The sequence below is a fragment of the Microcoleus sp. AT3-D2 genome (assembly GCF_036705715.1).
Taxonomy (GTDB): domain Bacteria; phylum Cyanobacteriota; class Cyanobacteriia; order Cyanobacteriales; family Microcoleaceae; genus Microcoleus.
In genome coordinates this window covers 27,150-52,878 of the sequence record NZ_JAUBVE010000006.1, presented here as the reverse complement: position 1 = coordinate 52,878, position 25,729 = coordinate 27,150, and the positions used below count along the sequence as shown (strand labels likewise).

The window sequence follows — 25,729 nt, the reverse complement described above, 5'->3', positions numbered from 1 at the left end:
AATTTAACGGAAACCACATCTGAATCACTTTTGAGAATTCATCCCGCCCAGCAAAAATAGCGATCGAAAAAAAACAGCCGACAAGCGGCTGGCTGTACTTGCTGTGTTGGGATGTTGACAATTTTTACGCAATGCCTTAAGGGATTTTAGCCAACTGAAGTTATCGCGCTATTTGGTTCAATCCAATTCATGTAAACTAATGTAACAGACCGCTGGCAAAAAAGCAACTTTTCTTTACGAATGAACAAGCAACAAGAGTGTAGGGTGCTCACCGCGCACCGAGAACATCGGGTAGGGTGTACACGGCGCACCGAGAAGATCGATCGCCCATCCCCCGTTTAACTCAAAACTCATCTGGGGCTGCGCGTTGTGCGCGATCGAGTGCGGCAATCTGATAACTATTCCTCATACCTGTAAAAAAAGCAATTGTAGGCAACCTCGAAACCCTTATGCAGTAAGTCATTTCCCATTCTTCAATCTAAAATCCAAAATCTAAAATCCAAAATCGTCTCACCTTGGGCCCTGGATAATGATGTATGCGCCCCAAAAAGCAGCAGCAAAAGCCAAAATCGCAGACCAAATCGGATGTCCGCTGTCACTAACCCTCCCTCCTTGACTGCGGAGACTTTCAAGGTCGATCGCCACAGTAGCACCCCGGCGCAGCCAACCAGTCGCCACAACAGATGTTCCGATCAAATCGCTAGGGCGAGTAGTCTCTTTGAACAAAAATGGCCACAAAGAGCCTATGTAGCCAAACTTGGAAACATAGTGCAACCTCACCAAACCCGTCGCCGTTTGCAAAATCAAATCTTGTCCCAGCCAATTACTCATACCCGATCGACCCAAAAGTTGCCCTTCCAGCCGCACCGGTTCAGCATCCAGCGGCAAACTATCGGGATTTGACAAAATTTCCGGCAAACTCGGCGAAGCGGTTTCTCGCGGTATAATATCCGGGAAGAAATAATTAATCCGCATCAAAGTACCGATGCTAAATCCGATCGGCAAACAGCCCCAAAGAATAGATCGATCGCCCCAAAGCCAATCCAACTGCCAAATACTCGTCCTCGAAAAAATCCCCCCAATCAGCCACAGCACCCCGACTATCGCCAAACTCATCGGAATCCCAAAAAACGGCGCACCCTGTAAAAATAGTTTTGAATCTTTAAATTCGAGTATTGACTTAAACAGAGATAATTTTCCTTTGCGGGGTTGTTCTTGCACTCCCGCGTTTGCCAAATCTAACTCTGTCTCTAGCTTCCAGAATTGAGCATAAAGAGCCAACAGCTTCAAACGCTCTCCCAGCAAAGGATGCGCGCGGTTAACCGTCAACCAATTGCGCTCTCGATTGCTGACATCCCACAGCAAAATCTGTTCCAGCGGCGCGTGTAATGCAGCAGAACCAAGGGTTACAGCTTGTCCAACACCTACGGGTAACAATAGATCGAAACTTTCGAGGAAAAAGCTAGTTTGTTTTTGCTGTTCGATATTACCAGCAATGCCGATCGCAATTTTAGACAAGGCCCGCGTCAAACCGTTAGGATTACCCGTAATTTCCGCAGCAGTGCGATCGCTAAAATATACTCTGCTGCGCGACAGCCACAACATCGGCCAGCGCAACAACTTATAAATCCCATAACTGGTAGCAGAAATTGCAGCGGCCACAAATTTGACAGCAGAACGCAAAAACTCGATCGTCATTAAATCACACAACCGCTCGCCCCAGTAAGCAGTCTGCCAATATATAAGGTAAGGAATCTGAATCACCAACATCGCCAGCGACATCGGCGCAAAATCCCAGTGAGAAATATGGGCTAATTCCCGCGCGAAAATAGTAGCAATTTCATCATCCGTCAATTGATCCAACAGCCCTTGACTGACAGCAATCCGAGCAAAACGGGGCAAACATCCGTAACTGAAAGCCACAGGAACATTTACTGGTAATAGTTTCAGCACCGGTACCGGCATATTTTGCTTGGTACAAAAACTGCGAAGTACCCGACTAGCTTCCTTGCTGTGTTTGGATAAAACCGATCCGCGCAGGGTTTCGATGTCGCAAAACAGTTTCAGCAGCGCGTCTGTCAGCCAGGGAGAGGAGGCCAAAAGCAATCCAAAAACAAACTGCAGGAAGGGAGTTGGATCGCGGTAAAAAAGCTGAATCGGCTGGAAAATTGGCAATCTAGTAAATATGAAAAGCTGAACTAATAGAGAGTTAGTGTTTGTCAGCAGGAATTGTAGGACAAATCGGGCTAGGAAAAATAGGGCGATCGCACTTGCAACGGCTTGCACCCGAAACTCCAGCAACTTCAGGGGTTTGAGGGGGCGCGGGCTTTTGGCGCGGCCTGCTTCGCGCCAAGTGAGTTGGTAAGTATCTGGGCTGGCGAATCCGGGGATATCTGTTGGGGAACCGGAACTATTTTCGCCGCTAGTTTCTGTATCGGGTGCGGTTTCTGTAGGGGCGGTGCCCCCGTGCCCGCCCTCTGATGTCGGGCGAATCGGCGGTGTGGGGGGTGGAGGTGGCGGGGAAATATGTTTCGATTTGGCGTTTTCAGGCTCTACAGCAGGCTCTAAAGGTAAAAATCCTGTTTTTTTATCTGCGGTCGGTCGCAGCGAAGCGGGGCGTAAGCCATCGCCCCCAATCGTTTTTTTCGGCGATTTTGTTCCGGCATCAAAGGCGACAAAGCCTGTTTCGGGGGGAGTTTCTGCGGATTTTGGTTTATTTTCCGGTGGTTTTGGGGGGCGAGGGGGGGTTAATTCTGTTAAAGCGCGATCGGCCCAAGTTTTGACTTGAGAGTTGGGACTTTTGGCGAGGGAAGAGCACAGGGCGATCGCCTTTTTCACATTACCGGTTGCTTTGTACGCAGCCACTAACCCCATCTGCGCGCGGATTCCCGACGGCTGATTAGCTGCGGTTTGAGTAACGGATTCTAAAAGGGCGATCGCGGTGGGGTAATCCTGCTGTTTCAAAGCTGCTAGCCCAGCCTCTAGAGACTGTTTTGCAGATGAATCCGCCGGATTTGGATTAGTGGGAGGTGCCATGACTGTGCTTTCGCTAGCGTCCTTTCTAAGATAGCTTGGCTGGTCGATCGATTACGGTTTTAACTCACATCTTGTGCCATTGTCAGCAACAGGCAAGATGCCTGTTCACAAAAGCTTATTGAGAATAGTGCCTGTTCCACAAAAGATAAATTTTCTTGTGGAACAGGCATCTTGCCTGTTCACAAAAGCTGATTGAGAATGGTGCAATATCTCAGTTTTAACATATACCCTAAATGCGATCGCCCCTAATTGATATCTACGCCCAATTTCAATCCCCCATTGGTATAATAAATTAACACCTCACCTGCACACTTATGCCAATTGACGACGAAGATTTTGAAAGCGAATCTATTAGCGGCGATCGCCAATTGCAACTATTCACTGACAGACACGAATTTACCCGCCGATTTGCCTTTTATTTAAACGAAGACCCGCCCCGGGAACAAATTTTGTATTTTTTCGGCGATGGAGGCAACGGCAAGTCATTGCTGCTCAAACACTTGCAGGTTAACTGCTGCAAAAGATTTTCGCCGCAGGTTTGGCAACAATGGCGCGCACTCCCAGAATCAAAAGCCGCCGAAGTTGCTGATTTCGTCCGCCACGCTGAACCTAAAACCTATACTCCCATACCCGTAGTCAGGCACGATTTCGGATTGATACCGATTAAAGAAGATAAACCGCAAGATAGATTTTACGGCTTGCTGATGCTGCGGCGCAATCTGGCAGAAGCAGCAAAGAGATATAAATTTAAGTTTCCCAATTATGATTTTGCTTGCTTTTGGTATTTGCTGAACAAAGGCGAATCTGACGCAACTCTCAACCAGCTTTTTCCCGATGATGTAATTCAATTGGTGACACCTGCTATTGAAACTTTTGCAGGATTTCCGGTAGTGGCGCAAGCAGTAGCCGTGATTAAAGGCATAGTTAAATTGAGCGGGATTAAGGGAGTGATGAAATTAATTCAACAGCGCCTGGGTGTCAGCGACGAAACGGCGGATCAAATTCGCCGTAAAGATATTGATACTGAATTAAGGGACTGTTTGCCGAAATTATTTGCCGGGGATTTGAATGCGGCAATGGCTGGCAAAAATAAGCCAGAACGCCTCGTGATGCTGTTCGATACTCACGAGAAAATGTGGGATGAAAAACGCAATTCTCAAGGCGCAACTTTTTGGTATCAAGATGAGTGGTTTAGGCGGTTGTTGAGGGCATTGGATTACAAATTGGGGATTGTGGTTGCTGTGGCGGGGCGAGATTGTCCGGTGACGCAATTGCGGTGGCCAAATGCGTCGAAGTTTCCGATTCCCGCAGATTATATAGATGCACAATTGGTTTGGCATTTGTCGCCGGATGATGCGAGGGATTACTTGCACAAAGTGGAGATTGACAAGACAGATTTGGCAGATGCTGTAATTAAATATGCCAGCGTCAATCCAGATGATAATTGGGATAATTTGCAGGTACATCCGTTTTATTTAGGTTTGTGCGCGGATGTGGTGCTGGCAGAAAGAAGGCGGGCAATTGAGTTGCTGGCGTCGGATTTTTCGCGGATTCCGAAGTTGGAAAATAAGACGGCGGAGTTAACGGATCGGCTGCTTTTGTATGTGGATCGGGAAGTGCGATTGGCTGACGCACTCCAACATTGATTGATGTTGTTGGCGGCAATTTTTATTTCCACACCTGACAAGCTTTGTATCATTGTGAATTAACATGATGTGGATAACTGCTGAATATAGTTGATAACTTCATCTTTACTAATTATTTCAGAAGTTGGCACACAATAAGAAGGGTAAATATAATAAGTTTGACCTGTCGCTGCTTTTTTGCGTTTGTCTATTTTTGTACCGTATCTATCTGGATAAATAATCCACTTGGTACTGGGACGTGTTGGCGTTATTGCTCCCCAAGCTGTGCTGGTATTTCGACAGTACCAAATAACTACTGCTGGCGGGTTTACCCATTGTTTACTTTCTACTTCACCGCACATCCAACCTTTATAACCGGGCGGTATTTGTCGAATCGGATCTGTAATACGGTGAAACACTGTTTTTACAGATATCCAAAAGATTTTATTGCCTAAATTATCATACACAGGAATATCTTCGTCAGTATTAAACTGAGTAACAATAGACTCTCCTGCCTTAATTCCCCGTTTCTTGAGTCCATTACGAATAAGTGTTACAGCATAATCTCCTTCAGCTAAAAATTCTTTCCAAGTCATAAATACTTAATCATACTTTTTCCTTAAAATTTTATCATCAAAACTCATCTAAAACTTCTTCGTTTACATCTGGTAAAGAATTTTTCATTTGATTCATTTGTTCTTTCACCAGTTCTATTAAGCGATCGTTGCAGTATTCCGCAATTTCTGGACAGTCTTCTGCTATCAGTTCTAAAGACGTTACCATAAATGGATCGCTAATATCAATACCCAGTTCCATTAACTTCCTAGTTTGCTCCACAGCTACATTGATCAGCTTTTCTAGTTCTGGTAAGTAGTTACTTATCCCATTCAAAGGACTTAATTGCGAGATTTCCTCAGAAATAGACGGATCTTCTAGTTGCTTTTTATGTATTATTTCAATGTCTTTATTTTTTTCAAACACTGAAAGAAGCGAAGATTTTTCTGCTTCTATTTTTTTTATATTAGGAACTAATAAAATGTTCACTAAAAATAAAGCCATATCTGTAATGGATTTGCGACATTCAATCGAAATATTCTCCCAATCATTAGTAACAACTTCTCGAAATAGCTGATAAGCTCTAAGATAATGCACGCACTTATCTATCTCATCTTTTGTATTACCAGCTAAAACAATCAAACCCTCTGCTTCAAAAAATATTTTGCTGACTTTTAAATCATTACTCAAATTTTTTATAAAATCAATTTTTTCTTCATTAATAGAATTTTTTTCAGCGTAATTATTGATAGAAGCAAATAAAAATTCATTTGCTTCGTGAAATTTATTGGAAATTAGAAAATAATCTTTACCACTTGAACTTTCATCTAATAAATATTGTATTTCATCAAGTTTGCGATACAATGTCAACATTAAGCTCTCAAATTCGGAAGTAACAAATTCAGTTTCAAACTTTTGCCTAGCTTCCTCTATTTTAGTTTGAATACTAGAGCTGAGAGCTTGAAAGCTATCCAAAACAAACTGTGTCATACCATTGAACCTCTCAGCACTTGGCTGACTTGTACTAATGAAAGTAGGTTTACTTGCATTCTATCACAACCACACGAATAGTGCATCAAAGGGCGATCGCACTTCCCGTACCTCATCCAAGACTTAAAAACAGAAAGTCCGCCGGTGCGGACTTCGTTTGTCTAGCGCCACACATCAGTCTGGCAGACTAATCACTCCAAATTCAACACACAATAAGGATAACGAGTCGTCACACAAACTACTGGCCCCACATAAAAACCCGGTTTCTGCCCACCCGCGCAGTCCTGAACGCACTCCGACAAAGAAACCGGGTTTTTTCCCAAATTTGCGAATCACCACCAAATATTGTCATAAAAACCCGGTTTCTGGCCACCCGCGCGTAAGCCCTAAATTTGCTACAATAGCGCTATAAAATATCAAAATATCAAAATATAAATATGAACGAATCCCAAATATCCCAAATTCCTTGGCTGCCATTAAGCCGAGAAGCCCACAAACTATCAGTTACCGACAGATTAGCTCTAGTCAATGCGATTGTTGAGTCCATCAGGCAGGAACTCAGATCCAGCCAACCTCTGCCAGATGACTTTTTGGAACCCATGACGGGGCTAGCAAAAACTGATGCACCACCCGCAACAGATGCCGAAATTAAACTCAGATTGCGGCGCGATCGCAAAGGTGCGGCCAAGCGACTCAGAGGGCTAGCAAAAACCGATACGCCACCTCCAACAGATGCCGAAGTTGCACTCATGTTAGAAGAGCGTTTGGTGGAGAAATACCTAAAATGAAGGTATTAATAGACACCAACATTATCCTCGATAGTTTGCTAGAACGAGAACCGTTTGTAGAAGATGCTGATGATTTATTTGAGGCGATCGAAAATGAGCAAATTGAGGGATATGTAACGGCAACAACCTTAACAAATATCTTCTATATTGTCAGATAACCTGGAGGCGATTGTAACCCGCGATGCAGGAGATTTCGCTGGGGCTACCTTACCAATTCTATCACCTAAAGAGTTATTAAAACGTTTGGAATAAGATTAATAGGACTTACGCACTCCGACAAAGAAACCGGGTTTTTTACCGAATGTGTGGGCACAACCAAGTATTCTCGTAAAAACCCGGTTTCTGATCCCTATGCGTAAGCCCTAAAAAGAACTTAACCTTGCAGCTTACCGCCCAGATTGTCTCGGCGATGTACCATCAGCCCGCTTCCGACGGATCAGCACGCTCATCACCTGCTTCGGGTTAGCCGCACGCTGTACGGGACTCCAATCGCCCACTTCTGCAAATCCCAGCCGGTACAAAGTGAGTATGGTTTCCCGGACACCCTTGGGCGAACCGACAACCGTTAACAGCACCACTTCCTGTTCGCATACTGTTGCTGAGTCGTCATTTGGGCGATCAGATTTGTTGTCGTCAGGCACGAATTCCTGTGACATAATATGTTCTCCTGGTTTTGGGTTTTCTAGAAAAACCCAAAAACCCAGCCGCCCCGCATTTCAAGACATAGCAGGGCGGCTACAGAGGATGTTAAGATACTCCGTTAGCCTCCAGACTGCTGATTCCAGTTTGGCGGTTAGCTGTCCATTGCTGTTAGCGCAGCTTTGGGCAGTGCAACTAGATTTTTGGGCGACGCGGGCTGCCTCCTCTACAAGCAAGCAACCTCTCACTTCAAAGCGTAGCCGCAGATGGGGGCCGCCGTCAATCGATTTTGGATTTTAGATTTTGGATTTTGGATTGAAGATCGGGATTGGGAGGTTTTGGGCAGGGCTGAGGATTTAGCCTTATAAAGGACTTGACGCTTAAATTGACTGTGCATACTTCTTGCCCTCTTCCGATTCTAGGTATTGCTTGTAAGCTATTTCATCGCCACCAAAAGAATCGATCGATACCTGTCGTTTCGGCATCGGTTTGAGAGGAGCATCGATCGGGTTGTACCGACAGTAACACATCACAATTACGTCATATTCGCTCATCGGAGTTGGAATGTCAGGCGTGTATGTTTGCACCCGCACAACTTCCCAATTGCTGACGCGATAGTGAGTATTGTGTGCGTGTTCCTTTGGATCGTGTTCTGACTCCACCCGCACAAATTCTACAGGGCGATATCCCGGTTCAGGAATCGGTTCGTTAGAAGAGTCCCAGTTTTCTGCAATGATAAAAGTTAGAGCTTGGCTGTGTTGGAGTTTTCTCTCTCTCCAGCCTTCATCCTCACCTGACTCAGCCTGAAAAATAATGTACTTGTGCATCACTCTTCCTCCTTTTCTTCGAGATAGTTGGGAAATTCTGTTTTCCCTTTGAACACGCAATCAACTTCAAAAATGTACTTATTTTCGATTTCCTCAATGTCGATCAGTTTCCAGCCATACTTCTTTTGCATATCCCGGCATTTCTGCGGGTTGGTGGCGTTGTGTCGAGAGATATCCTGCTCTGAATCGTAGCGCAGCCACCTATTTGGATCGTTATTTGTCATTATTGATATAGCTCCTGTGTTGGCTCTACAACATTGGAGAAGTCGTCTTGACGCGGTGTTTGCGGCACTGCGTCAAGGCGCATCTTTAGAGTTGATGTATTTTATGATAAGACCAAACCAGGCTTTCATACCCTCTTTATTCCAAGCCTTTAACTGTTGGTTAATGCGTAAGCCCTAAAAAGGACACCCCACCGTGTCCTTTCCCTACAAACCAATTATCCCCCTCACTCCTCGCTAACAGCCAAACCAGAAACCACAGGGGCGATCGCATTTAACTTCAAAACAGGATGCTCCCCTTCCACCTGTCGGCAATTCCACTCATTTCTAAACAGCAAAACCGGCCTTCCCCAAGTATCTTTCACCGTCACCGTATTAAACAGCCGCCCAACTTTTTCCAGCGCATCCCAACCGCCGTCAACCCAACGAGCTACACTGTAAGGCAACATATCGATCGTCGTTTCCACATTATATTCCGACTGCATTCTGAACTGCACAACTTCAAATTGCAACTGTCCGACTGCCGCCAAAATTGGCTCGCGTTTCGACTCATCAACCGAGTACATAATTTGCACTGCGCCTTCTTCCTGCAACTCAGAAACGCCTTTGCGGAACTGCTTAAACTTAGAAGGATTGGGATTTCTCAAAAAAGCAAAGAGTTCGGGAGAAAAACAGGGTATCCCTTCATATTCCAGTTTTTGACCGGTGTAAATAGTATCGCCGATCGCAAAAACCCCCGGATTGTTCAAACCGATCACATCGCCCGGATACGCAACCTCGATCGACTCCCGATCCTGAGCAAATAACTTTTGAGGCCTTGACAAACGCACCGTTTTACCACTGCGAGCGTGAGTCACGTTCATGTCCTTTTCAAACTTGCCCGTACAAACCCGAATAAACGCCACCCGATCGCGATGTCTCGGATCCATATTCGCTTGCAGTTTAAACACAAACCCGGTAAAGTCTTCATAAGTTGGGGGCAAGTCTCCGGCGCTGCTCTTGCGGGCGATCGGCTTCATAGCGTAATCTAAAAACGCATCTAAAAACAGTTCGACCCCAAAATTGCTCATCGCGCTGCCAAAGAAAACAGGCGTCATTTTGCCAGCCCGAACCAAGTCTAAATCGAGTTCAGTTCCCAACTCATCCAGCAGTTCTAACTCTTCTTTGAGCTGATAGTAAAGGTCTTGTTCCAACAAATCTTCAATGCGCGGATCGCCCAATTCGATGACCGTATCAACAGCAGCACGAGAACCGTGTTTAGTCCGCTCGAATAAGTGAATTTTGCGCGCCCTGCGATCGAAAACACCTTTAAAGCGATCGCCCGTACCTATCGGCCAGTTTACCGGATAAGTCTGCAACCCCAATTCCTTCTCAATTTCGTCCAACAAATCCAAAGGTTCTCTGCTAGGGCGATCGAGCTTATTAAAGAAAGTAAAAATAGGCAAACTTCGCAGCTTACAAACTTCAAATAACTTCCGAGTTTGCGGTTCCAAACCCTTAGCAGCATCCTCAAGCATCACCGCATTGTCAGCCGCCGCCAGAGTTCGATAAGTATCTTCGCTAAAATCTTGGTGTCCCGGAGTATCGAGCAGATTAATGTGATATTTTTTATACTCAAACTGCAAAACAGTAGAAGTAATAGAAATTCCCCGCTGCTGTTCCATCGCCATCCAGTCAGAGGTAGCGTGTCGCTGAGCCCGCCGCGCTTTCACAGAACCTGCTTCGTGAATTGCACCTCCGTATAGCAGCAGCTTTTCTGTCAAAGTAGTTTTTCCCGCGTCAGGGTGCGAGATAATAGCAAAGTTGCGCCGGCGCTCAACAGCAGTTAGCAGTTCAGTTTCGAGTTCTGTTGTCATCACAAATTAGGTAGGGGAATCATCACCCGATCGCCATTATAGCCTGTGCTACAGTTGCTATTAAAGGTAAAATTATCAATAAAGTCAAGGAAGAAAAGTAATATGTACGACTCCGACAAGCGGAAGCTGCTATCACTGGTGTGCCACGGGGCTATTTTTTTCAGCACGTTAGTGTTCTCGATCGGAGCGCCGATCGCTGTATTGTTAGTATCAGATGACCCCGTTGTCAAAGAAAACGCCACAGAAGCCATCAATTTTCACCTTAATGTATGGCTGTACAGCACCGTGATTGTGGTGTTAACTGTCGTCACTTTCGGTCTGGCCGGCTTTATCCTAGTACCAATAGGTTATCTGCTGCATTGGGGACTGACAATAATGGCTATCCTCCACGTTTTGCAAGAGCCTAACACACCTTACCGCTACCCTTTTATTTTCCGAATAGTTTAGACACAAAATCGCGCTTCACCATCGATTTCAACAACCCGATTTCTTTAAGCAGAAACCGGGTTTTTAATTGTTTTCTAACTCACATTAAAACTTCAAAAATTAGAGCCCAATCAACTATTAATTATGGTGTCTTCGCCCTGTTTCAGCGCTGTTGTGAACGCTAAGTTGATCTTCCATTGATGTCGGTTCCCACACTATGCTACCGCCTTTGGGTTATTTCGCAGAGTTAGGGCGGATGTTTGATCGCTCGGAACCATCGTTTTTGCTTTAGCTGTGCTATTTTTGCATCGGGCGATCGTTTTATTGAAATTGTCCACCAATTCTATCTCCACCAGGAATTTTAAAACTTAATACAATATTTTTCCAATAAAAATCCCGCTCTTGTGGAACGGGAAAGCCATCAGGGTGCATCTATATATATGTCACTATAACTCATGGGGGGTATAACCCCTCGTAGCTTTATCGAATCTTTACAATCACAAAATTTTTGTAAAGATTGAGGTTTTTATTTGACTGATCAGCCATTTTATGAAATTAAAATGGAAAATGCTGACATTTATAAAATCCAGTGAGTTTCCTCTGAATAATCAAAACTTTAAGCTCCCTTACCATGCTTCGGCAAATGGTGGAGCAAATACCATAAGATGGCTACATTTGTGATAAATACCGCTAACTTAAGTACCGTGACACAGTTAAAATTGCATACAGTCCGGTCGCCAGTCCGCTAAATAGTAAGGTTTGAGGCGTGATACTTAGAACTGGATCTAATAAAAACTCCACAATTTTTACTTGGCTTTTTAACAAATAAGATGCCGCAAATTTCTCTAATACTTGATGATTCTTCAGTGCAAAAAGCAAAGCGATAGAAGTTACTGTCAAGATGGAAGCAACAAAACTGTGGTAAAGGACAATTGTGATTAAACCAGGATCGCGCTGTTTTTTCACCTTAAGTATCAAAATATAAATAATGTGCGATCGCCTGGTTAGCCTGTTTGGGATTGAAAACTAAAAATTCAGTAGAGTGCGTCAGCAATTAGTTAATCAAGTAGAGATAAAATAACGCGCTGCTGACGCACCTTACTCAGTTTGAGGATAACGTTGTGCTAAGAAAGAGATAGCAGCAGCCCGATCGCCCAAATCGCCATCCAACTTCGCCGCCAACAAATCATCCAACATTCGTTTAAACCCAGGCCCCGGCTTATAACCCAAAGCCTTCAAATCGTTGCCATTTAAAGGCGGCTCAACATTCGCCCATTTGGTGAGATATTCCCAGATTTGGCGGCGTGCACTTCGCGGACTTTGTAGGGCGATCGCAATTAACACCGGCAACTCATAATTTCTCAACAGCAACACCAATTGACTTGGCAACTCGCACTTAGGCAAATTCTCTGCTAACTGGTTCTTTCCGGCTTCTAAAACTTCCAACCGCTTAATACTGTCAGCAGGTAACTGAAGATTTGCAGCCACCTTCCCGCGATATTCCGGCGCTAAATAAGCTATCAAAACTTCCAGCCGCATCTGCCAATCGGGAATATTGATAATGGGAAATGGGGAATTGGGCATCGGGAATTGGGCATCGGGAATTGGGCATCGGGAATTGGGAATTGGAAATTGGAAATTGGGGATAGTTTGTTCTTTCTTCCCTCTTCCTTCTTTCTTTTTCCCTCTTCCCTCCTCCTTCCTGGCCTCCTTTACATCCGTTACAGAATCCGTTGCCGAACTTCCTTCTTCCTTCTTCTTTCCTTGCAAACATCGATCGAGCAAACGCAGTTGCCGCCACAACTCCCGATCCAACTCCAAAGTAGGATGAATGCAGCGCAAAGCCTGCAAATCTCCCAGCATTTGCAAAGCAACTTTCCAGTAAGGAGCTTGCAAAATGTATTTTAATTCGCTTTTGAGCCGAGTTTCCAAAGCCGGAGCTCGGCCGTTTTCCCCCTGAATTCGGTAATAAATCCCGCTAGCCAAAGCGTTGCGGATGTATCCTTCCGTCTGCGGCTCAATTTCAAATCCCAACCGCACAGCAAACCGCACAGCGCGATAAATTCGCGTCGGATCTTCGATAAAACTATTGGCGTGCAAAACTCGAATTTGCTTCGATTCCAAATCCAGCAAACCGCAGAAAAAATCTAACAATTCGCCGCTGCGAGGAACACCCAAACGCACAGCCAGCGCATTAATTGTAAAATCCCTGCGGTACAAATCTTGGCGAATTGAACTCGCTTCAACTTCTGGATTTGCAGCCGGATAAGGGTAAAATTCAGTACGAGCCGTAGCGATATCCACCCACAGGGAGCCGAAAGGAGAGTCTTTGTGCCACAAAAGCGCGGCGGTTTGAAATTGACCGTGAACGTCCAAACGCGATTCTGGGTAAAGTTTTTGCAGCGAGGAAGCTAACTCGACACCAGCACCGGAATCGTCGGAACCGCACTTTCCATCCACAACCAAATCGATATCTGTTAGCGCCAGTGTATCATCCGTGGCTAAGAGTAAATCCCGGACTGCTCCACCAACCAGATAAAGTTGCCAGCCGCGATTTTGGGCAATATTGGCGGCGATCGACAATAATTGCCACAATTCGGCACTTATGCGCGATCGCAACAACTGCTCAACCGATTCGGGCACGGGACAATTAGAAAATTCTGCACTACTTCCCCTGTCTCGCGCTTTTTGCTGGTGCAATTCCCGCAACACATCAGTGCGAGTCACAATTCCTACCAGTTGACCGTTTTCCAATACTGGCAAGCGCCCGATATCGTATGTCACCATTAAAGATTCAATTTCCGGCAGCAAGGTATCTGGGGCGATCGTTTTTAACTGCGGACTCATGTAACCCTTCACCGGGGCGTGACTGAAACCGTGGTGCAGGGCAATGTCAATGTCGCGGCGCGAGATAATGCCAGCTAGTCGATCGTCCGCATCGACCACAGAAAGCCCCGAATGTCCGTAACGTAGGAGGATACGGTGAGCTTCCCCCACCGATGTTTCCGGGCGAATACTCCGCACGGGAGACGACATTAATTCGCGCGCTGTCGGAGGGTGGGGAATTTGAGTTTTGAGTTCGTCAGCTAACTGATTTAAAGTCAGCAGGGGGTCAACATCGCGGGTGGCGAGGGAAGCGGCGCGGGCGTGGCCTCCGCCGCCGAGGGGTTGGAACAATTCGCTGAGGTTTGTTCCTTCGATGCGCGATCGACCGATAATAGTTAATCGATTGGAAACTGGCGATTCGGGATCGATGTTGCGGTTGTTTTCGTTTTCGCCAAAGTTATAAACATTACCTAACAGCAGAGCATCGGTTTCAGTTAAATCGAGCAAGCGAGAAGCCAGGGAAGAAAGTCCGGGAACGTAAGCTTCAGTAGATAGCAGCACCCAAGCTACGCTGTAACCGTGCAAAGTTTCCGATCGCAAATTATTCAGCGCTTCTCTCAACAAATCTTGCAATTGAGGAGACAAACCGGGTTCTACATATTCAGCGATGACCCCCAAACTCGCTCCCTGTTCCATCAACCAGGCCAAAGCTATTGCATCTCGCGCAGTTGCGCCCTCAAAGGTAAGGGAACCTGTATCGACGTGGATGCCGAGGGCCATTACTGTTGCTTCCGAAGGCAGAAGGCGGAAGGGTATGTCACTGTTTTCTGCTTGATTTTTGAGCTTTTCGACAATTAATGTTGTGCTGGCTCCGACTGCTTCTATCTGCGTAACAGTAGCGGGGATGTCTGAATGCGCCTCTAGGTGGTGGTCGAAAATAGCAATTTCGCTCAGGTGTGGCAAATCCAGCCACTCGGCGGCTTTTCCCAAACGATCGCGCTGTGAGGCATCAACTATACTAATCGATCTAATTTGTTGCGGATTGACCGATCGGCGTTCTATCAGTGGGTACTCGTCGCGGTGTAGCGCCAAAAAATCCCGCACCGTCGGGTGACACCCGCCCGTCAATACGATCCTGCTACCGGGGCGCAGCACGCAAAGTCCCACCGCCGCGCCCAAGGCGTCAAAATCTGCTGTTGTGTGGCACAAAACTAAGTCCATAGCCGAAAATCCCGCATCTCTAACTCAAACAGTAGCAATTTCTCGCCCTCTGAAACCGGATGTGTCGATCGGGCTTTAAGTTAACCTTTCCAGTTTTCTGTCGTGTAGCGAACAATGATAAAATTGATCGAAATCTCAAGAGCCGCTGACGCTTGTTCGCGCAACGCCCGGATTTGCACTGGTTCTTTCGTATCAATCAACCGACAATTTCTCGCTCAATTATCGGGAAACTGTCAAAAACTAGAATTTGGAAGATTTTTTTCGGTTCTGGGAAACTATTTCTGATCAACGCACGGTTATATCGAAAGGAGAAAAGATGTTATCAATTCTGTTTCAAGTGGTTTTACTAGGTCTGGTACTGCTGTCTTTTGTGATGGTCGTTGGCGTGCCAGTTGCTTATGCCTCTCCCCAAAACTGGAATCAGTCTAAATCCCTGATTTATGCCGGGTCTGGTCTGTGGTTTTTGCTGGTTATTGCAGTGGGTGTATTGAACTTTTTAGTCGTTTAATTTCACCCAAGTCTATCGAATAAAGAAGGTAAAAGATAGAAGGATGAAGGCATTCACCAGCTATTGAAAGGCATTCGGCAGAAGCTAGGAATTTTCCAGACCACGCAACCTGTATGTTTTTGCACTTGAGATTCAGATGAGATGCCGCTGCTTTCTGACTTTTGCCTTCTCACAAACAAAAATCTAAAATCTAAAACCTAAACTAGAGCACTATGACTGTTTTCGAGGGAACTTTTACTCACACTGAATCTTTGCGATTTGCTATTGTTATCGGTCGTTTTAACGATTTGGTGGTTAACAAACTTTTGGAGGGATGTCAAGATTGTTTGAAACGCCACGGGGTTGATATTAATCCTCATGGCTCTCAGGTGGACTTTTATTGGGTTCCGGGAAGTTTTGAGATTCCTTTGGTTGCCCGCCAAGCTGCTCTTTCTCACCGCTACGATGCGGTAATTTGTCTGGGTGCGGTAATTCGGGGCCAAACTCCTCATTTCGATTTTGTGGCTGGTGAGGTTGCTAAGGGAATTGCTGCTGCTGCTTTTCAGACAGGGGTGCCGGTGATTTTTGGGGTGGTGACGACTGATACGATGCAGCAAGCTTTGGAAAGGGCCGGAATTAAAAGCAATTTGGGCTGGAATTATGCGATGAGTGCTTTGGAAATGGGCACTTTGATGCGCCAAGTTAAGGGTTTGGGAACACACTCTTACGGTCAATTAGCTAGTGGATCTGCTGCTCAAGTGCTTTCGGGTGAAGCAAATCTGGCTATAGCCCCCGATGTATCGTCGGATCAAATCCCCTCGTAAGTTCGCTTAGCAGTATTTTTAAGCTCAAAAAACATCAAGATTTGCATCGGGAAAAATCTTAAGACTCTTGTGGGGCGATGAGGAAGCCCGCCCCCAAGGTAAAAATTCCACTCTTGGCCGATCGACAAATTAGACCAATATCTTGCCAATTGGAAATGAACACTTTGATGCGTCAAGTTCATGCTTTGGGCGGAAATTCTGACGATCCATTACCTGCGTCTGCTGCTGTTCAAGTGCTGTCGGGCGAAGCGAATTTGGCGATCGCCCCTGATGTATCGTCAGATCGAATACTGTAATTTCTACAAAGCATATTTTGCCAACAATGGCCACAATTCCAAATTCAGATTTAGACAAGTGCCAGCATTTGATTCACTTCCTGTTCTGGAGCACACATACCTTCTCAAAGACCGATCTCCTCCTAAACTTTTGAATAATGTGGAATAGCTAGATTATCGTCTATTCCCAAAGAGGTATTATGGAATTTTGTTGAATAAGGTTGAATAAATATCAGAAATCCGTTATGTTAACTGAGGTGTAAGTATTGAGGTTATCTAAACTCGCTCCTAGCAGGGATTTCATTATAAATGCTGTACGATAAGTATTTAACCTCTTCTTAATAAACAGCTCTGAAAACAACTTTCTAGATTAATTGTTGAGATTATATTATCGAATGACAATTTTGTCAATCGAATGCCTAGAAAGCTTTCCTGCAAAAGGATTCAGCGTTTTTGCTATTACCTGAATACTTACAGTTACTTATCAACATGAAAGTGCAAAAATTTTATGGGTGACATTCAAGCTACCTTTACAGCTACCGATCGAGCTTTTCAGATTGAGGGGTACGAAAAAATAGATTTCAGCCTGCTATACGTCGATGGTGCTTTCAAGCTGGAGAATCCTGAGATTGCCGATAGTTACCGCCAATTCGGTCGCTGTTTAATGGTTGTAGATGAAACAGTCTATCGTCTGTATGGTGCACAGATGCAGGATTATTTCAAGCATCACGAGATAGATTTAACAGTCTTTCCAGTTAATATCAAGGAACCTGATAAGACGTTAAAAACTTTTGAAAGCATCATAGATGCCTTCGTTGATTTCGGACTCGTGCGGAAGGAGCCTGTTTTGGTAGTCGGTGGTGGATTGACTACTGACGTAGCTGGTTTTGCCTGCTCATCCTATCGCCGTCGGACTAACTACATTCGCGTACCGACAACCTTAATTGGGCTGATTGATGCCAGTGTGGCAATCAAAGTAGCTGTGAACCACGGTAAGCTGAAAAACCGCCTCGGTGCTTACCACGCTTCGCAGAAAGTAATTTTAGATTTCTCCTTTCTGAAAACTCTGCCGATCGACCAAATACGAAACGGCATGGCAGAGTTAATTAAGATCGCCGTAGTAGGCAACAAAGAAATCTTCGAGTTGTTAGAAAACTACGGCGAAGCATTGCTGCACAGCCATTTTGGTTATTTAGACGGCACATCTGAACTGCGCGAAGTGGCCCATCGCTTAACCTACAACGCGATTCAGTCGATGCTGGCCTTAGAAGTACCAAACCTCCACGAGCTAGATTTGGATCGGGTCATTGCCTATGGTCACACCTGGAGTCCGACGCTGGAACTAACGCCGGAAATTCCGATGTTCCACGGCCACAGTGTCGCCATCGATATGGCTTTTTCGGCCACCATTGCTGGGCAGCGGGGCTACATTTCGATCGCCGATCGCGATCGGATCTTAGGATTAATGAGCCGCCTCGGACTAGCAATTGATAGCCCTTATCTCACATCAGAACTGCTCTGGAAAGCGACAACATCGATCAGTCGTACCCGTGATGGCCTTCAACGCGCTGCAGCTCCATGCCCCATTGGTGACTGCTTTTTCATGAACGATTTGACTCGAACTGAGTTGGATGAAGCCCTAGCGGTGCATCGAGAAATCTGTCAGGGCTACCCGCGTCATGGCGATGGCGAGGATATGTATGTGGTATTGCAGAAAGTTGGAACTCGTTCCACAGCCGGGGTATGACCATGAGACCCGTTACCCCAGTCGGGATTTTAGCGGCTAAACTCGAAAGTCTCGCCTCGCAAGTAGAAAAAATCGATAATCTCGATCGAGCTTTCAAGGCAGAATTACAACAAGCCTACGAATTGGCAAATGGTCTCGATCCGTACCTGGATCTTTGTACCACGCCGGAATCTCCTGCCTTAGCCACGTTAGTGAAGCGCACCCAATCAGAAGATTGGAGTAAGCGATTCTCTGACGGCGAGACAGTGCGGCAGTTGGAACAGGAAATGCTATCGGGTCATCTCGAAGGCCAAATGCTGAAATTTCTCGTCCATCTCACCAAAGCACAGCGCGTACTGGAAATAGGGATGTTTACCGGGTACTCAGCACTAGCGATGGCGGAAGCACTGCCGGTGGATGGAGTGGTGGTAGCCTGCGAAGTAGATGCTTATGTAGCTGAATTTGCCCAGAAGTGTTTTCACGAATCTACTGCCGGTCACAAAATCTCAGTGAAGGTGGCACCGGCTCTAGAAACCATGAAAGAATTGGCTGCTAATGGAGAAGTGTTCGATCTGGTATTTATCGATGCCGATAAAGCTGGATACATAGACTATCTCAATTTACTCCTAACTACGGAGCTGTTGGCTCCCAATGGCTTGATCTGCGTCGATAACACTTTAATGCAGGGACAGCCATATTTGTCGGGTACTGCTACTGAGAACGGAGTGGCGATCGCCAAATTCAACCAGGCTCTAGTTGACGATCCGCGCGTAGAGCAAGTGTTACTGCCGCTGAGAGATGGATTGACTTTAATTAGGCGCGTTTAGTAGAACAAAACTTACGCGTCAAAACCAAAAAAACCGGGTTTTTTGCCCAGGCGGGCTGTAACGAAGTCCGATGTCAAAAAACCCGGTTTTTAACCACCCGTGCGTCATATCAAATCCGCGCTTCATCGGCATGATTCATCTCTCAGTTCTGGACTGCGCCTGCGTAGCTTCAAAAGCGGTTTAATCATTCAAAAACCACCGCTAATTAGAGTATTTACTTAGTAAAAAATTATGATCGAAACAGTTTCAACGGCAGCGAGGCCATCTGAACAGGAAACAAACGCGACGAATAGTCCCTTCCAGACAGTCAAAACCATAGCAACCTTAATTTTGCTGCTATTGGTACTGCCCCTGAATCTCGCTTTAACTGCGATCGCCCTACTGAGATCCATCATCATCAAACCGTTTCAGTCTCGAGCGATCGCGGACTCTCCCCAAACGATTTTGGTCGGCGGCGGCAAGAGAACCAAAGCATTGCAGCTAGCCCGATCGTTCCATAAGGCCGGTCATCGGGTAATTTTGTTTGAAACCCACAAATACTGGCTGACAGGTCATCGTTACTCTTGGGCAGTCGATCGCTTTTACATAGTACCAAATCCCCAGACAGAGGAATACCCTCACGCACTCTTAAAAATTGTCCAACAAGAGAAAGTTGATGTTTACGTTCCCGTCACTAGTGCAGGCGGCAGTTACTACGATGCCAAAGCCAAAAGCGTACTTTCTCCTCACTGTACGGTAATGCAGCTAGATGTCGAAACTCTGCAACGTTTGGATAATAAATATGAGATGGCAACAGCCGCCAAAGCGTTGGGGCTGCGAGTTCCGAAGTCCTACCGAATTACTAATCCCCAGCAAGTAATCGATTTTGATTTTAGTGACGCACAGCGTCCATATATTCTCAAAAGTATTCCCTACGATTCTATTCGCAGGTTAGACCTGACGAAGTTACCCTGCGCGACCCCAGCAGAAACGGCCGCGTTTGTGAAATCTTTACCAATTTCCGAGAGTAAACCTTGGATTATGCAAGAGTATATTCCAGGGCAAGAATACTGCACTCACAGTACAGTTCGTGATGGTCATCTTCAGTTGCATTGTTGTTGCAAATCGTCGGCGTTTCAGATAAATTACGAGCATGTCGATCGCCCGGATATCGAAAATTGGATTCGTCACTTTGCCAAGAGTCTCAATCTGACAGGACAAGTTTCTTTTGATTTCATTGAAGCGGCGGATGATGGAGAGATATACGCGATCGAATGCAACCCGCGCACCCATTCAGCCATCGCGGTGTTTTACAACCATCCCGATGTGGCAAAAGCTTATTTGGAACCAGACCCTTTACCACAGACACTGCAGCCTTTGCCATCGAGTCGCCCGACTTACTGGATTTACCATGAAATTTGGCGATTGGTGACTCATTTGTGGTCGCCCAAGCTAGTTTATGAGCGGTTACAAATAATCGCGCAAGGCAAAGATGCCATCTTCGAGTGGGACGATCCGCTGCCGTTTTTGATGGTGCATCATTGGCACATTCCCTTGTTGTTATGGGGAGATTTACAGAAGCCGAATGGGTGGATTGGGATTGATTTTAATATTGGCGAACTTGTGGAAATAGGGGGAGAGTGAGTATGTCAGTATTACGGGTTTTGCATTTATTCGGCTCGGCAGTTAGCGATTTTTACTGTGATTTATCAGGGTTAATGAGTCGCCTCGGACTAGCAATTGATAGCCCTTATCTGACATCAACCAGGCTCTAGTTGACGATCCGCGCGTAGAGCAAGTGTTACTGCCGCCCAGAGATGGATTGACTTTAATTAGGCGCGTTTAGTAGACCAAAACTTACGCGTCAAAACCAAAGAAACCGGGTTTTTTGCCCTATTCGGCGGGCTGTAACCACGTCCGATGTCAAAAAACCCGGTTTTTAACCACCCGTGCGTAATATCAAATCCGCGCTTCATAGGCATGATTCATCTATCTTTTATGGAGACTATGCGCCTGCGTAGCTTCAACAGCGGTTTAATCATTCAAAAACCGCCGCTAATTAGAGTAGTTACTTAGTAAAAAAATTATGATGGAAACAGTTTCAACGGCAGCGATGCCATCTGAACAGGAAACAAACGAGGCTTCTAGGCGCTTCCAGACAGCAGTCAAAACCATAGCAACCTTCATTTTGCTGCTATTGGTACTGCCCCTGAATCTCGCTTTAACAGCGATCGCCATACTGAGATCCATCATCATCAAACCGTTTCAGTCTCGAACGATCGCCGAGTCTCCCCAAACGATTTTGATTAACGGCGGCAAGACGACCAAAGCATTACAGCTAGCGAGATCGTTCCATAAGGCCGGTCATCGGGTAATTTTGGTTGAAACCCACGAATACAGGCTGATGGGTAATCGATACTCTTGGGCAGTCGATCGCTTTTACACAGTACCAAGTCTCCAGGCAGAGGAATACCCTCAAGCACTCTTAAAAATTGTCCAACAAGAGGGAGTTAATGTTTACGTTCCCGTCAGTAGTCCAGAGGGCAGTTACTACGATGCCAAAGCCAAAAAGGTACTTTCTCCTCACTGTACGGTAATGCAGCTAGATGTCGAAACTCTGCAACGTTTGGATGATAAGTATGAGTTGACCACCGCCGCCAAAGCGTTGGGGCTGCGAGTTCCGAAGTCCTACCGAATTACTAATCCCCAGCAAGTAATCGATTTTGATTTTAGTGACGCACAGCGTCCATATATTCTCAAAAGTATTCCCTACGATTGTGTCCACAGGTTTGATCTCACTAAGTTACCCTGCGCGACCCCAGCAGAAACAGCCGCTTTTGTCAACTCATTACCAATTTCCGAGAGTAAACCTTGGATTATGCAAGAGTATATTCCAGGGCAAGAATACTGCACTCACAGTACAGTTCGTAACGGTCATCTTCAGTTGCACTGTTGCTGCAAATCATCGGCGTTTCAGCTCAATTACCAGAATGTCGATCGCCCGGATATCGAAAATTGGATTCGTCAGTTTGCCAAGAGTCTCAATCTGACAGGACAAGTTTCTTTTGATTTCATTGAAGCGGCGGATGATGGAGAGATTTACGCGATCGAATGCAACCCGCGCACCCATACAGCCATCACGATGTTTTACAACCATCCCGATGTGGCAAAAGCTTATTTGGAACCGGACCCTTTACCGCAGACAGTGCAGCCTTTGGCATCTAGTCGCCCGACTTACTGGATTTACCAGGAAATTTGGCGATTGGTGACTCATTTGTGGTCGCCCAAGCTAGTTTCTGAGCGGTTAAAAATTATCGCCCAAGGCAAAGATGCCATCTTCGAGTGGGACGATCCGCTACCGTTTTTCATGGTGCATCATTGGCACATTCCCTTGTTGTTATGGGGAAATTTGCGTCAGCCGAAAGAGTGGATTAAAATTTATTTTCATAGTGGAATACTTCTGTAAATAGGGGGAGATTGAGTATGTCAGTATTACGGATTTTGCATTTAGTCGGAGCGGCAGACAGTGAATTTTACGATAAATTGTCGCGCTTTTATGCCCCATATTGTCTGGAGCAAACTGCTAATCCAGCACTCTATGAATTTCATATAGCCTATATTTCTCCCGGTGGCCAATGGCGTTTTCCCACCTCTCTCGATCCGAGTGCGATCGCGGCCGCTAATCCCATGTCTCTAGCGGACGCTTTACAGGTGCTGACACAGCTAAAGATTGACGTAATGGTACCGCAGATGTTTTGCATCCCCGGCATGACTCAATACCGTAGCTTGTTCGATTTGCTGAATATTCCTTATGTGGGTAATACCCCAGAGGTGATGGCACTGACTGCTGACAAAGCGAAGGCTAGGGCAGTAGTAGCGGCGGCTGGGGTAAGCGTACCGTTGGGAGAAGTTGTCCGCGCGGGCGTGAGACCTTCAATTGATTTTCCGGTGGTGGTAAAGCCACTGAATGCGGATAATTCTCTGGGAGTTGCCTTAGTTAAAAATGCTGCTGACTATGATGCGGCTTTGCAGACAGCATTGACTCATTCAGAGGAAGTGCTAGTAGAAAAATTCATTGAATTGGGTAGAGAAGTTCGCTGTGGGATTATTGTCCAAGCTGGCGAGTTAGTCTGTTTGCCGCTGGAAGAGTATCCTGTAGATCCTGATACCCAACCGATTCGGACTTATGCCGATAAGCTCCAACAAAATGACGATGGTAGCTTGACTGGTTCCACTAAAAATAGTACCAGGCCGTGGGTAGTTGACAAGAGCGATCCGATTACGGAGAGAGTTTGGGCCGAGGCCAGAAAATGCCACATCGCTTTGGGCTGTCGCCACTACAGTTTATTTGATTTTCGCATCGACCCCGATGGAAAACCTTGGTTCTTAGAAGCGGGGCTGTACTGTTGTTTGGCCGAAAAAAGCGTGATTGCGGTTATGGCCAAAGCATCAGGAATTTCTCTGGATACTTTGTTTCAGAGTATGCTGCAAAATGCCTTAATATAAATAAATGTGAGGATGAAACTAATGACTCAAACTTTTCAAGATTGATCAACCCAGCAATTTGCTGACTTATCGGTGTTTCCAGGTAAAAGTTGGGTTGTGTTAGCTGATCCTGCTCGAGTTGGAGCAATGGGAGAATTTGAAGGACATAACTTAACCTAAGTTCGGGATAAGAGTAGCTAAAACATCACAAAATTTCTGAAATGACGATCGCACTTTGTCAATCTCAGCAGATTTGTTCTAATCGAGTGCGTTCGCTCACAACGGTCGATCGCCTAGATACTAATTTCAGATTCAGTTGATCGGCGCGATCGGTATTTTGACATTGTGGGTCACATAAAATAGCAAACTTCACTTCCTATGTCAAGTCTTTTCCGTATTTTACGGAAAAGACTTGTGTCATCTTCTAGCTTTTCGCATACTAATCACCAGACAGAGGAAACCACAACATGATCCAAACCATATCGAAAACAATCACGTTTGATGAGTTCGTTGCTTGGTATCCAGAGAACTCTGTCCATAAGTACGAACTACACAATGGAGTAATTGTTGAAATGCCTTTAGGAACCGGCCGTCATTCCCGCGTTACAGGTTTCATCCGTTCAAAACTATCAATCGAAATTGACCGCCGCTCCTTACCTTATTCCATCCCCGGCGACTGCCTGCTCAAACCCGTCCGCAACGAGGCGGGCTACCTGCCAGACGCAGTTGTCCTAGACGAAGCAGCTCTGCGCCAGAGAGAACCGCGCTGGGATACGGAATCCATCATCACGATGGGGTCTTCGGTGCGACTGGCTGTAGAGGTCGTCAGTACCAACTGGCGGGACGATTACCATCTCAAATTCGCTGACTACGAAGAAATGGGCATCCCCGAATACTGGATTGTGGACTACCTTGGTTTGGGCGGTCGCAAGTTCATCGGCACTCCCAAGCAACCCACGCTCTCGGTTTGCCAGTTGGTTGACGGCGAGTATCAAATCAGCCAGTTTCGGGGAGATGACCGAGTTGAATCGCTGGCTTTCCCAGAGTTGAGGTTGACTGCCGAGTTGATTTTTCGAGGCGGTCTGCCCTTAACCGAGCCGAGCTAGAAGGAGTGGGGGGCGATCGGGTATCAAAAGGATATCAAATGGGTACAAAAGGACACCAATTTTGTGACAAATCGGCGTTTTGTACCAAGTGCTGTTTTGTCAGGACGGTCGATCGAAATTATATCAGCTACAGTTTAATTTGTCAAGGATTAGAGGCAACGTTGCCTGTAATCCTTTTGTAATATTTGAGCTTTCCGCATACTAATCGCCAGACAGAGGAAACCGCAACATGATCCAAACCATATCCAAAACAATCACGTTTGATGAGTTCGTTGCTTGGTATCCAGAGAACTCTGTCCACAAGTACGAACTACACAATGGAGTAATTGTTGAAATGCCTTTAGGAACTGGCGACCATTCCGACGTTACAGGTTTCATTTCGGGCGAAATCAATTTTGAAATCAGGCGACTGCAATTGCCTTACTCAATCCCTGGTGATTGCTTGCTCAAGCTGGCGCGTAACGAATCTGGCTACCAGCCAGATGTAATTGTCCTAGACCGAACCGCACTTGCAAGCGAACCGCGCTGGAAAAAAGAATCAGTCATCACGATGGGCTCTTCGGTGCGACTAGCTGTAGAGGTGGTCAGTACGAACTGGCGGGATGATTATTTTTTCAAAGCTTCCGACTATGAAGAAATGGGCATTCCCGAATACTGGATTGTAGACTATCTTGGTTTAGGCGGTCGCAAGTTTATCGGCAATCCCAAACAACCCACTCTCTCGATTTACCAGCTAGTAGATGGGGAGTATCAGGTAAAACAGTTTAGGGGAAGCGAGAATGTTGAGTCGCTGGCTTTTCCAGAATTGAGCTTAACAGCAGAGAAGATTTTTCTTGCTGGCTTGCCGAACTAGCAAGTCGAAATTATGCAAAGGGCGTAAGATTGTCGAAGCCTTCCGACGACACCAAAACCTGACAATTGGGTCAAAATCTGGCAGCGAAAAAGCGGGAAAGTACGATCGCACAAAGCCTGAAAATTCTCATCTCGCCCACGATTGCACAAATATCACA

General features: G+C 45.8%; 24 protein-coding genes. 15 read left to right on the top strand and 9 right to left on the bottom strand.

Translation table 11 applies throughout. The features are described from left to right. Positions 1–510: 510 nt before the first annotated feature. On the bottom strand, positions 511–3,036 hold the full coding sequence (locus tag QUB44_RS04440) for a zinc metalloprotease HtpX (RefSeq protein ID WP_333363622.1): 2,526 nt from the start codon (positions 3,034–3,036) through the stop codon (positions 511–513). A 314-nt stretch (positions 3,037–3,350) separates the two neighbouring features. Here QUB44_RS04440 and QUB44_RS04435 point away from each other — a divergent pair, with 314 nt between their 5' ends. Further along, positions 3,351–4,682, top strand: a complete 1,332-nt coding sequence (locus tag QUB44_RS04435) for a hypothetical protein (protein ID WP_333363619.1) — start codon at positions 3,351–3,353, stop codon at positions 4,680–4,682. Between the two features lie 59 nt (positions 4,683–4,741). Here the strand turns inward: QUB44_RS04435 and QUB44_RS04430 are convergent, their stop codons facing one another. Then, entirely contained in the window at positions 4,742–5,257 is a 516-nt protein-coding gene (locus QUB44_RS04430) for a hypothetical protein (RefSeq protein ID WP_333363617.1), read from the bottom strand. A gap of 37 nt (positions 5,258–5,294) precedes the next feature. Continuing rightward, positions 5,295–6,206 (bottom strand): hypothetical protein, encoded by a 912-nt coding sequence (locus QUB44_RS04425; RefSeq protein ID WP_333363614.1) that lies wholly within the window; start codon positions 6,204–6,206, stop codon positions 5,295–5,297. 437 nt (positions 6,207–6,643) lie between these two features. Between QUB44_RS04425 and QUB44_RS04420 the strand changes: the two genes are divergently transcribed. Together QUB44_RS04420 and QUB44_RS04415 are read left to right on the top strand one after the other, a co-directional pair. Continuing rightward, positions 6,644–6,994, top strand: a complete 351-nt coding sequence (locus QUB44_RS04420; protein ID WP_333363612.1) for a hypothetical protein — start codon at positions 6,644–6,646, stop codon at positions 6,992–6,994. Then, positions 6,991–7,152, top strand: a complete 162-nt coding sequence (locus tag QUB44_RS04415) for a PIN domain-containing protein (RefSeq protein WP_333363608.1) — start codon at positions 6,991–6,993, stop codon at positions 7,150–7,152. Before QUB44_RS04420 ends, QUB44_RS04415 begins: the two co-directional genes overlap by 4 nt. 228 nt (positions 7,153–7,380) lie before the next feature. Here the strand turns inward: QUB44_RS04415 and QUB44_RS04410 are convergent, their stop codons facing one another. The 4 genes from QUB44_RS04410 to prfC all read right to left on the bottom strand — a co-directional run bounded on the left by QUB44_RS04410 (position 7,381) and on the right by prfC (position 10,537). Continuing rightward, positions 7,381–7,650: a hypothetical protein gene (locus QUB44_RS04410; protein ID WP_333363607.1), complete on the bottom strand. Its 270-nt coding sequence runs from the start codon at positions 7,648–7,650 to the stop codon at positions 7,381–7,383. Between the two features lie 363 nt (positions 7,651–8,013). Beyond that, the gene (locus tag QUB44_RS04405; RefSeq protein WP_333363605.1) at positions 8,014–8,460 is read right to left on the bottom strand and encodes a hypothetical protein; all 447 of its coding nucleotides are present in this window, start codon (positions 8,458–8,460) and stop codon (positions 8,014–8,016) included. Next, positions 8,460–8,684 (bottom strand): hypothetical protein, encoded by a 225-nt coding sequence (locus QUB44_RS04400; RefSeq protein ID WP_333363602.1) that lies wholly within the window; start codon positions 8,682–8,684, stop codon positions 8,460–8,462. Before QUB44_RS04400 ends, QUB44_RS04405 begins: the two co-directional genes overlap by 1 nt. Positions 8,685–8,908: 224 nt before the next feature. Then, positions 8,909–10,537 (bottom strand): peptide chain release factor 3, encoded by a 1,629-nt coding sequence (gene prfC, locus QUB44_RS04395; RefSeq protein ID WP_333247650.1) that lies wholly within the window; start codon positions 10,535–10,537, stop codon positions 8,909–8,911. A gap of 102 nt (positions 10,538–10,639) precedes the next feature. Between prfC and QUB44_RS04390 the strand changes: the two genes are divergently transcribed. Further along, the gene (locus QUB44_RS04390) at positions 10,640–10,984 is read left to right on the top strand and encodes a DUF4870 domain-containing protein (protein WP_333333688.1); all 345 of its coding nucleotides are present in this window, start codon (positions 10,640–10,642) and stop codon (positions 10,982–10,984) included. 669 nt (positions 10,985–11,653) lie between these two features. Here QUB44_RS04390 and QUB44_RS04385 read toward each other — a convergent pair. Further along, on the bottom strand, positions 11,654–11,929 hold the full coding sequence (locus tag QUB44_RS04385; protein ID WP_333363599.1) for a DUF2127 domain-containing protein: 276 nt from the start codon (positions 11,927–11,929) through the stop codon (positions 11,654–11,656). Between the two features lie 132 nt (positions 11,930–12,061). Then, the gene (locus QUB44_RS04380) at positions 12,062–15,010 is read right to left on the bottom strand and encodes a CBS domain-containing protein (protein ID WP_333363596.1); all 2,949 of its coding nucleotides are present in this window, start codon (positions 15,008–15,010) and stop codon (positions 12,062–12,064) included. 316 nt (positions 15,011–15,326) lie between these two features. On the opposite strand from QUB44_RS04380, the gene psbZ reads away from it, so the two are divergent. From psbZ to QUB44_RS04325, 11 genes are all read left to right on the top strand, one after another. Next, a complete protein-coding gene (psbZ, locus tag QUB44_RS04375; protein ID WP_015177377.1) occupies positions 15,327–15,518 on the top strand; it encodes a photosystem II reaction center protein PsbZ in 192 nt (63 codons plus the stop codon). 212 nt (positions 15,519–15,730) lie between these two features. Next, positions 15,731–16,321, top strand: coding sequence for a 6,7-dimethyl-8-ribityllumazine synthase (gene ribH, locus QUB44_RS04370; protein ID WP_333363594.1), 591 nt, complete (start codon positions 15,731–15,733; stop codon positions 16,319–16,321). Between the two features lie 155 nt (positions 16,322–16,476). Further along, positions 16,477–16,617, top strand: a complete 141-nt coding sequence (locus QUB44_RS04365; protein ID WP_333363590.1) for a hypothetical protein — start codon at positions 16,477–16,479, stop codon at positions 16,615–16,617. A gap of 487 nt (positions 16,618–17,104) precedes the next feature. Then, complete coding sequence (locus QUB44_RS04360; RefSeq protein WP_333363587.1) at positions 17,105–18,343, top strand: sedoheptulose 7-phosphate cyclase; 1,239 nt, start codon at positions 17,105–17,107, stop codon at positions 18,341–18,343. 2 nt (positions 18,344–18,345) lie between these two features. After that, a complete protein-coding gene (locus QUB44_RS04355; protein WP_333363584.1) occupies positions 18,346–19,149 on the top strand; it encodes a class I SAM-dependent methyltransferase in 804 nt (267 codons plus the stop codon). A gap of 231 nt (positions 19,150–19,380) precedes the next feature. Continuing rightward, positions 19,381–20,772: an ATP-grasp domain-containing protein gene (locus tag QUB44_RS04350; protein ID WP_333363581.1), complete on the top strand. Its 1,392-nt coding sequence runs from the start codon at positions 19,381–19,383 to the stop codon at positions 20,770–20,772. Between the two features lie 115 nt (positions 20,773–20,887). Then, complete coding sequence (locus QUB44_RS04345) at positions 20,888–20,974, top strand: hypothetical protein (protein WP_333363800.1); 87 nt, start codon at positions 20,888–20,890, stop codon at positions 20,972–20,974. Positions 20,975–21,214: 240 nt separating this feature from the next. Beyond that, positions 21,215–22,594, top strand: coding sequence for an ATP-grasp domain-containing protein (locus QUB44_RS04340; protein WP_333363579.1), 1,380 nt, complete (start codon positions 21,215–21,217; stop codon positions 22,592–22,594). 17 nt (positions 22,595–22,611) lie between these two features. After that, positions 22,612–23,634, top strand: coding sequence for an ATP-binding protein (locus QUB44_RS04335; RefSeq protein WP_333363576.1), 1,023 nt, complete (start codon positions 22,612–22,614; stop codon positions 23,632–23,634). A 446-nt stretch (positions 23,635–24,080) separates the two neighbouring features. Then, the gene (locus QUB44_RS04330) at positions 24,081–24,719 is read left to right on the top strand and encodes a Uma2 family endonuclease (RefSeq protein ID WP_333363573.1); all 639 of its coding nucleotides are present in this window, start codon (positions 24,081–24,083) and stop codon (positions 24,717–24,719) included. A 229-nt stretch (positions 24,720–24,948) separates the two neighbouring features. Next, on the top strand, positions 24,949–25,572 hold the full coding sequence (locus QUB44_RS04325) for a Uma2 family endonuclease (RefSeq protein WP_333161820.1): 624 nt from the start codon (positions 24,949–24,951) through the stop codon (positions 25,570–25,572). Positions 25,573–25,729 lie beyond the last annotated feature (157 nt).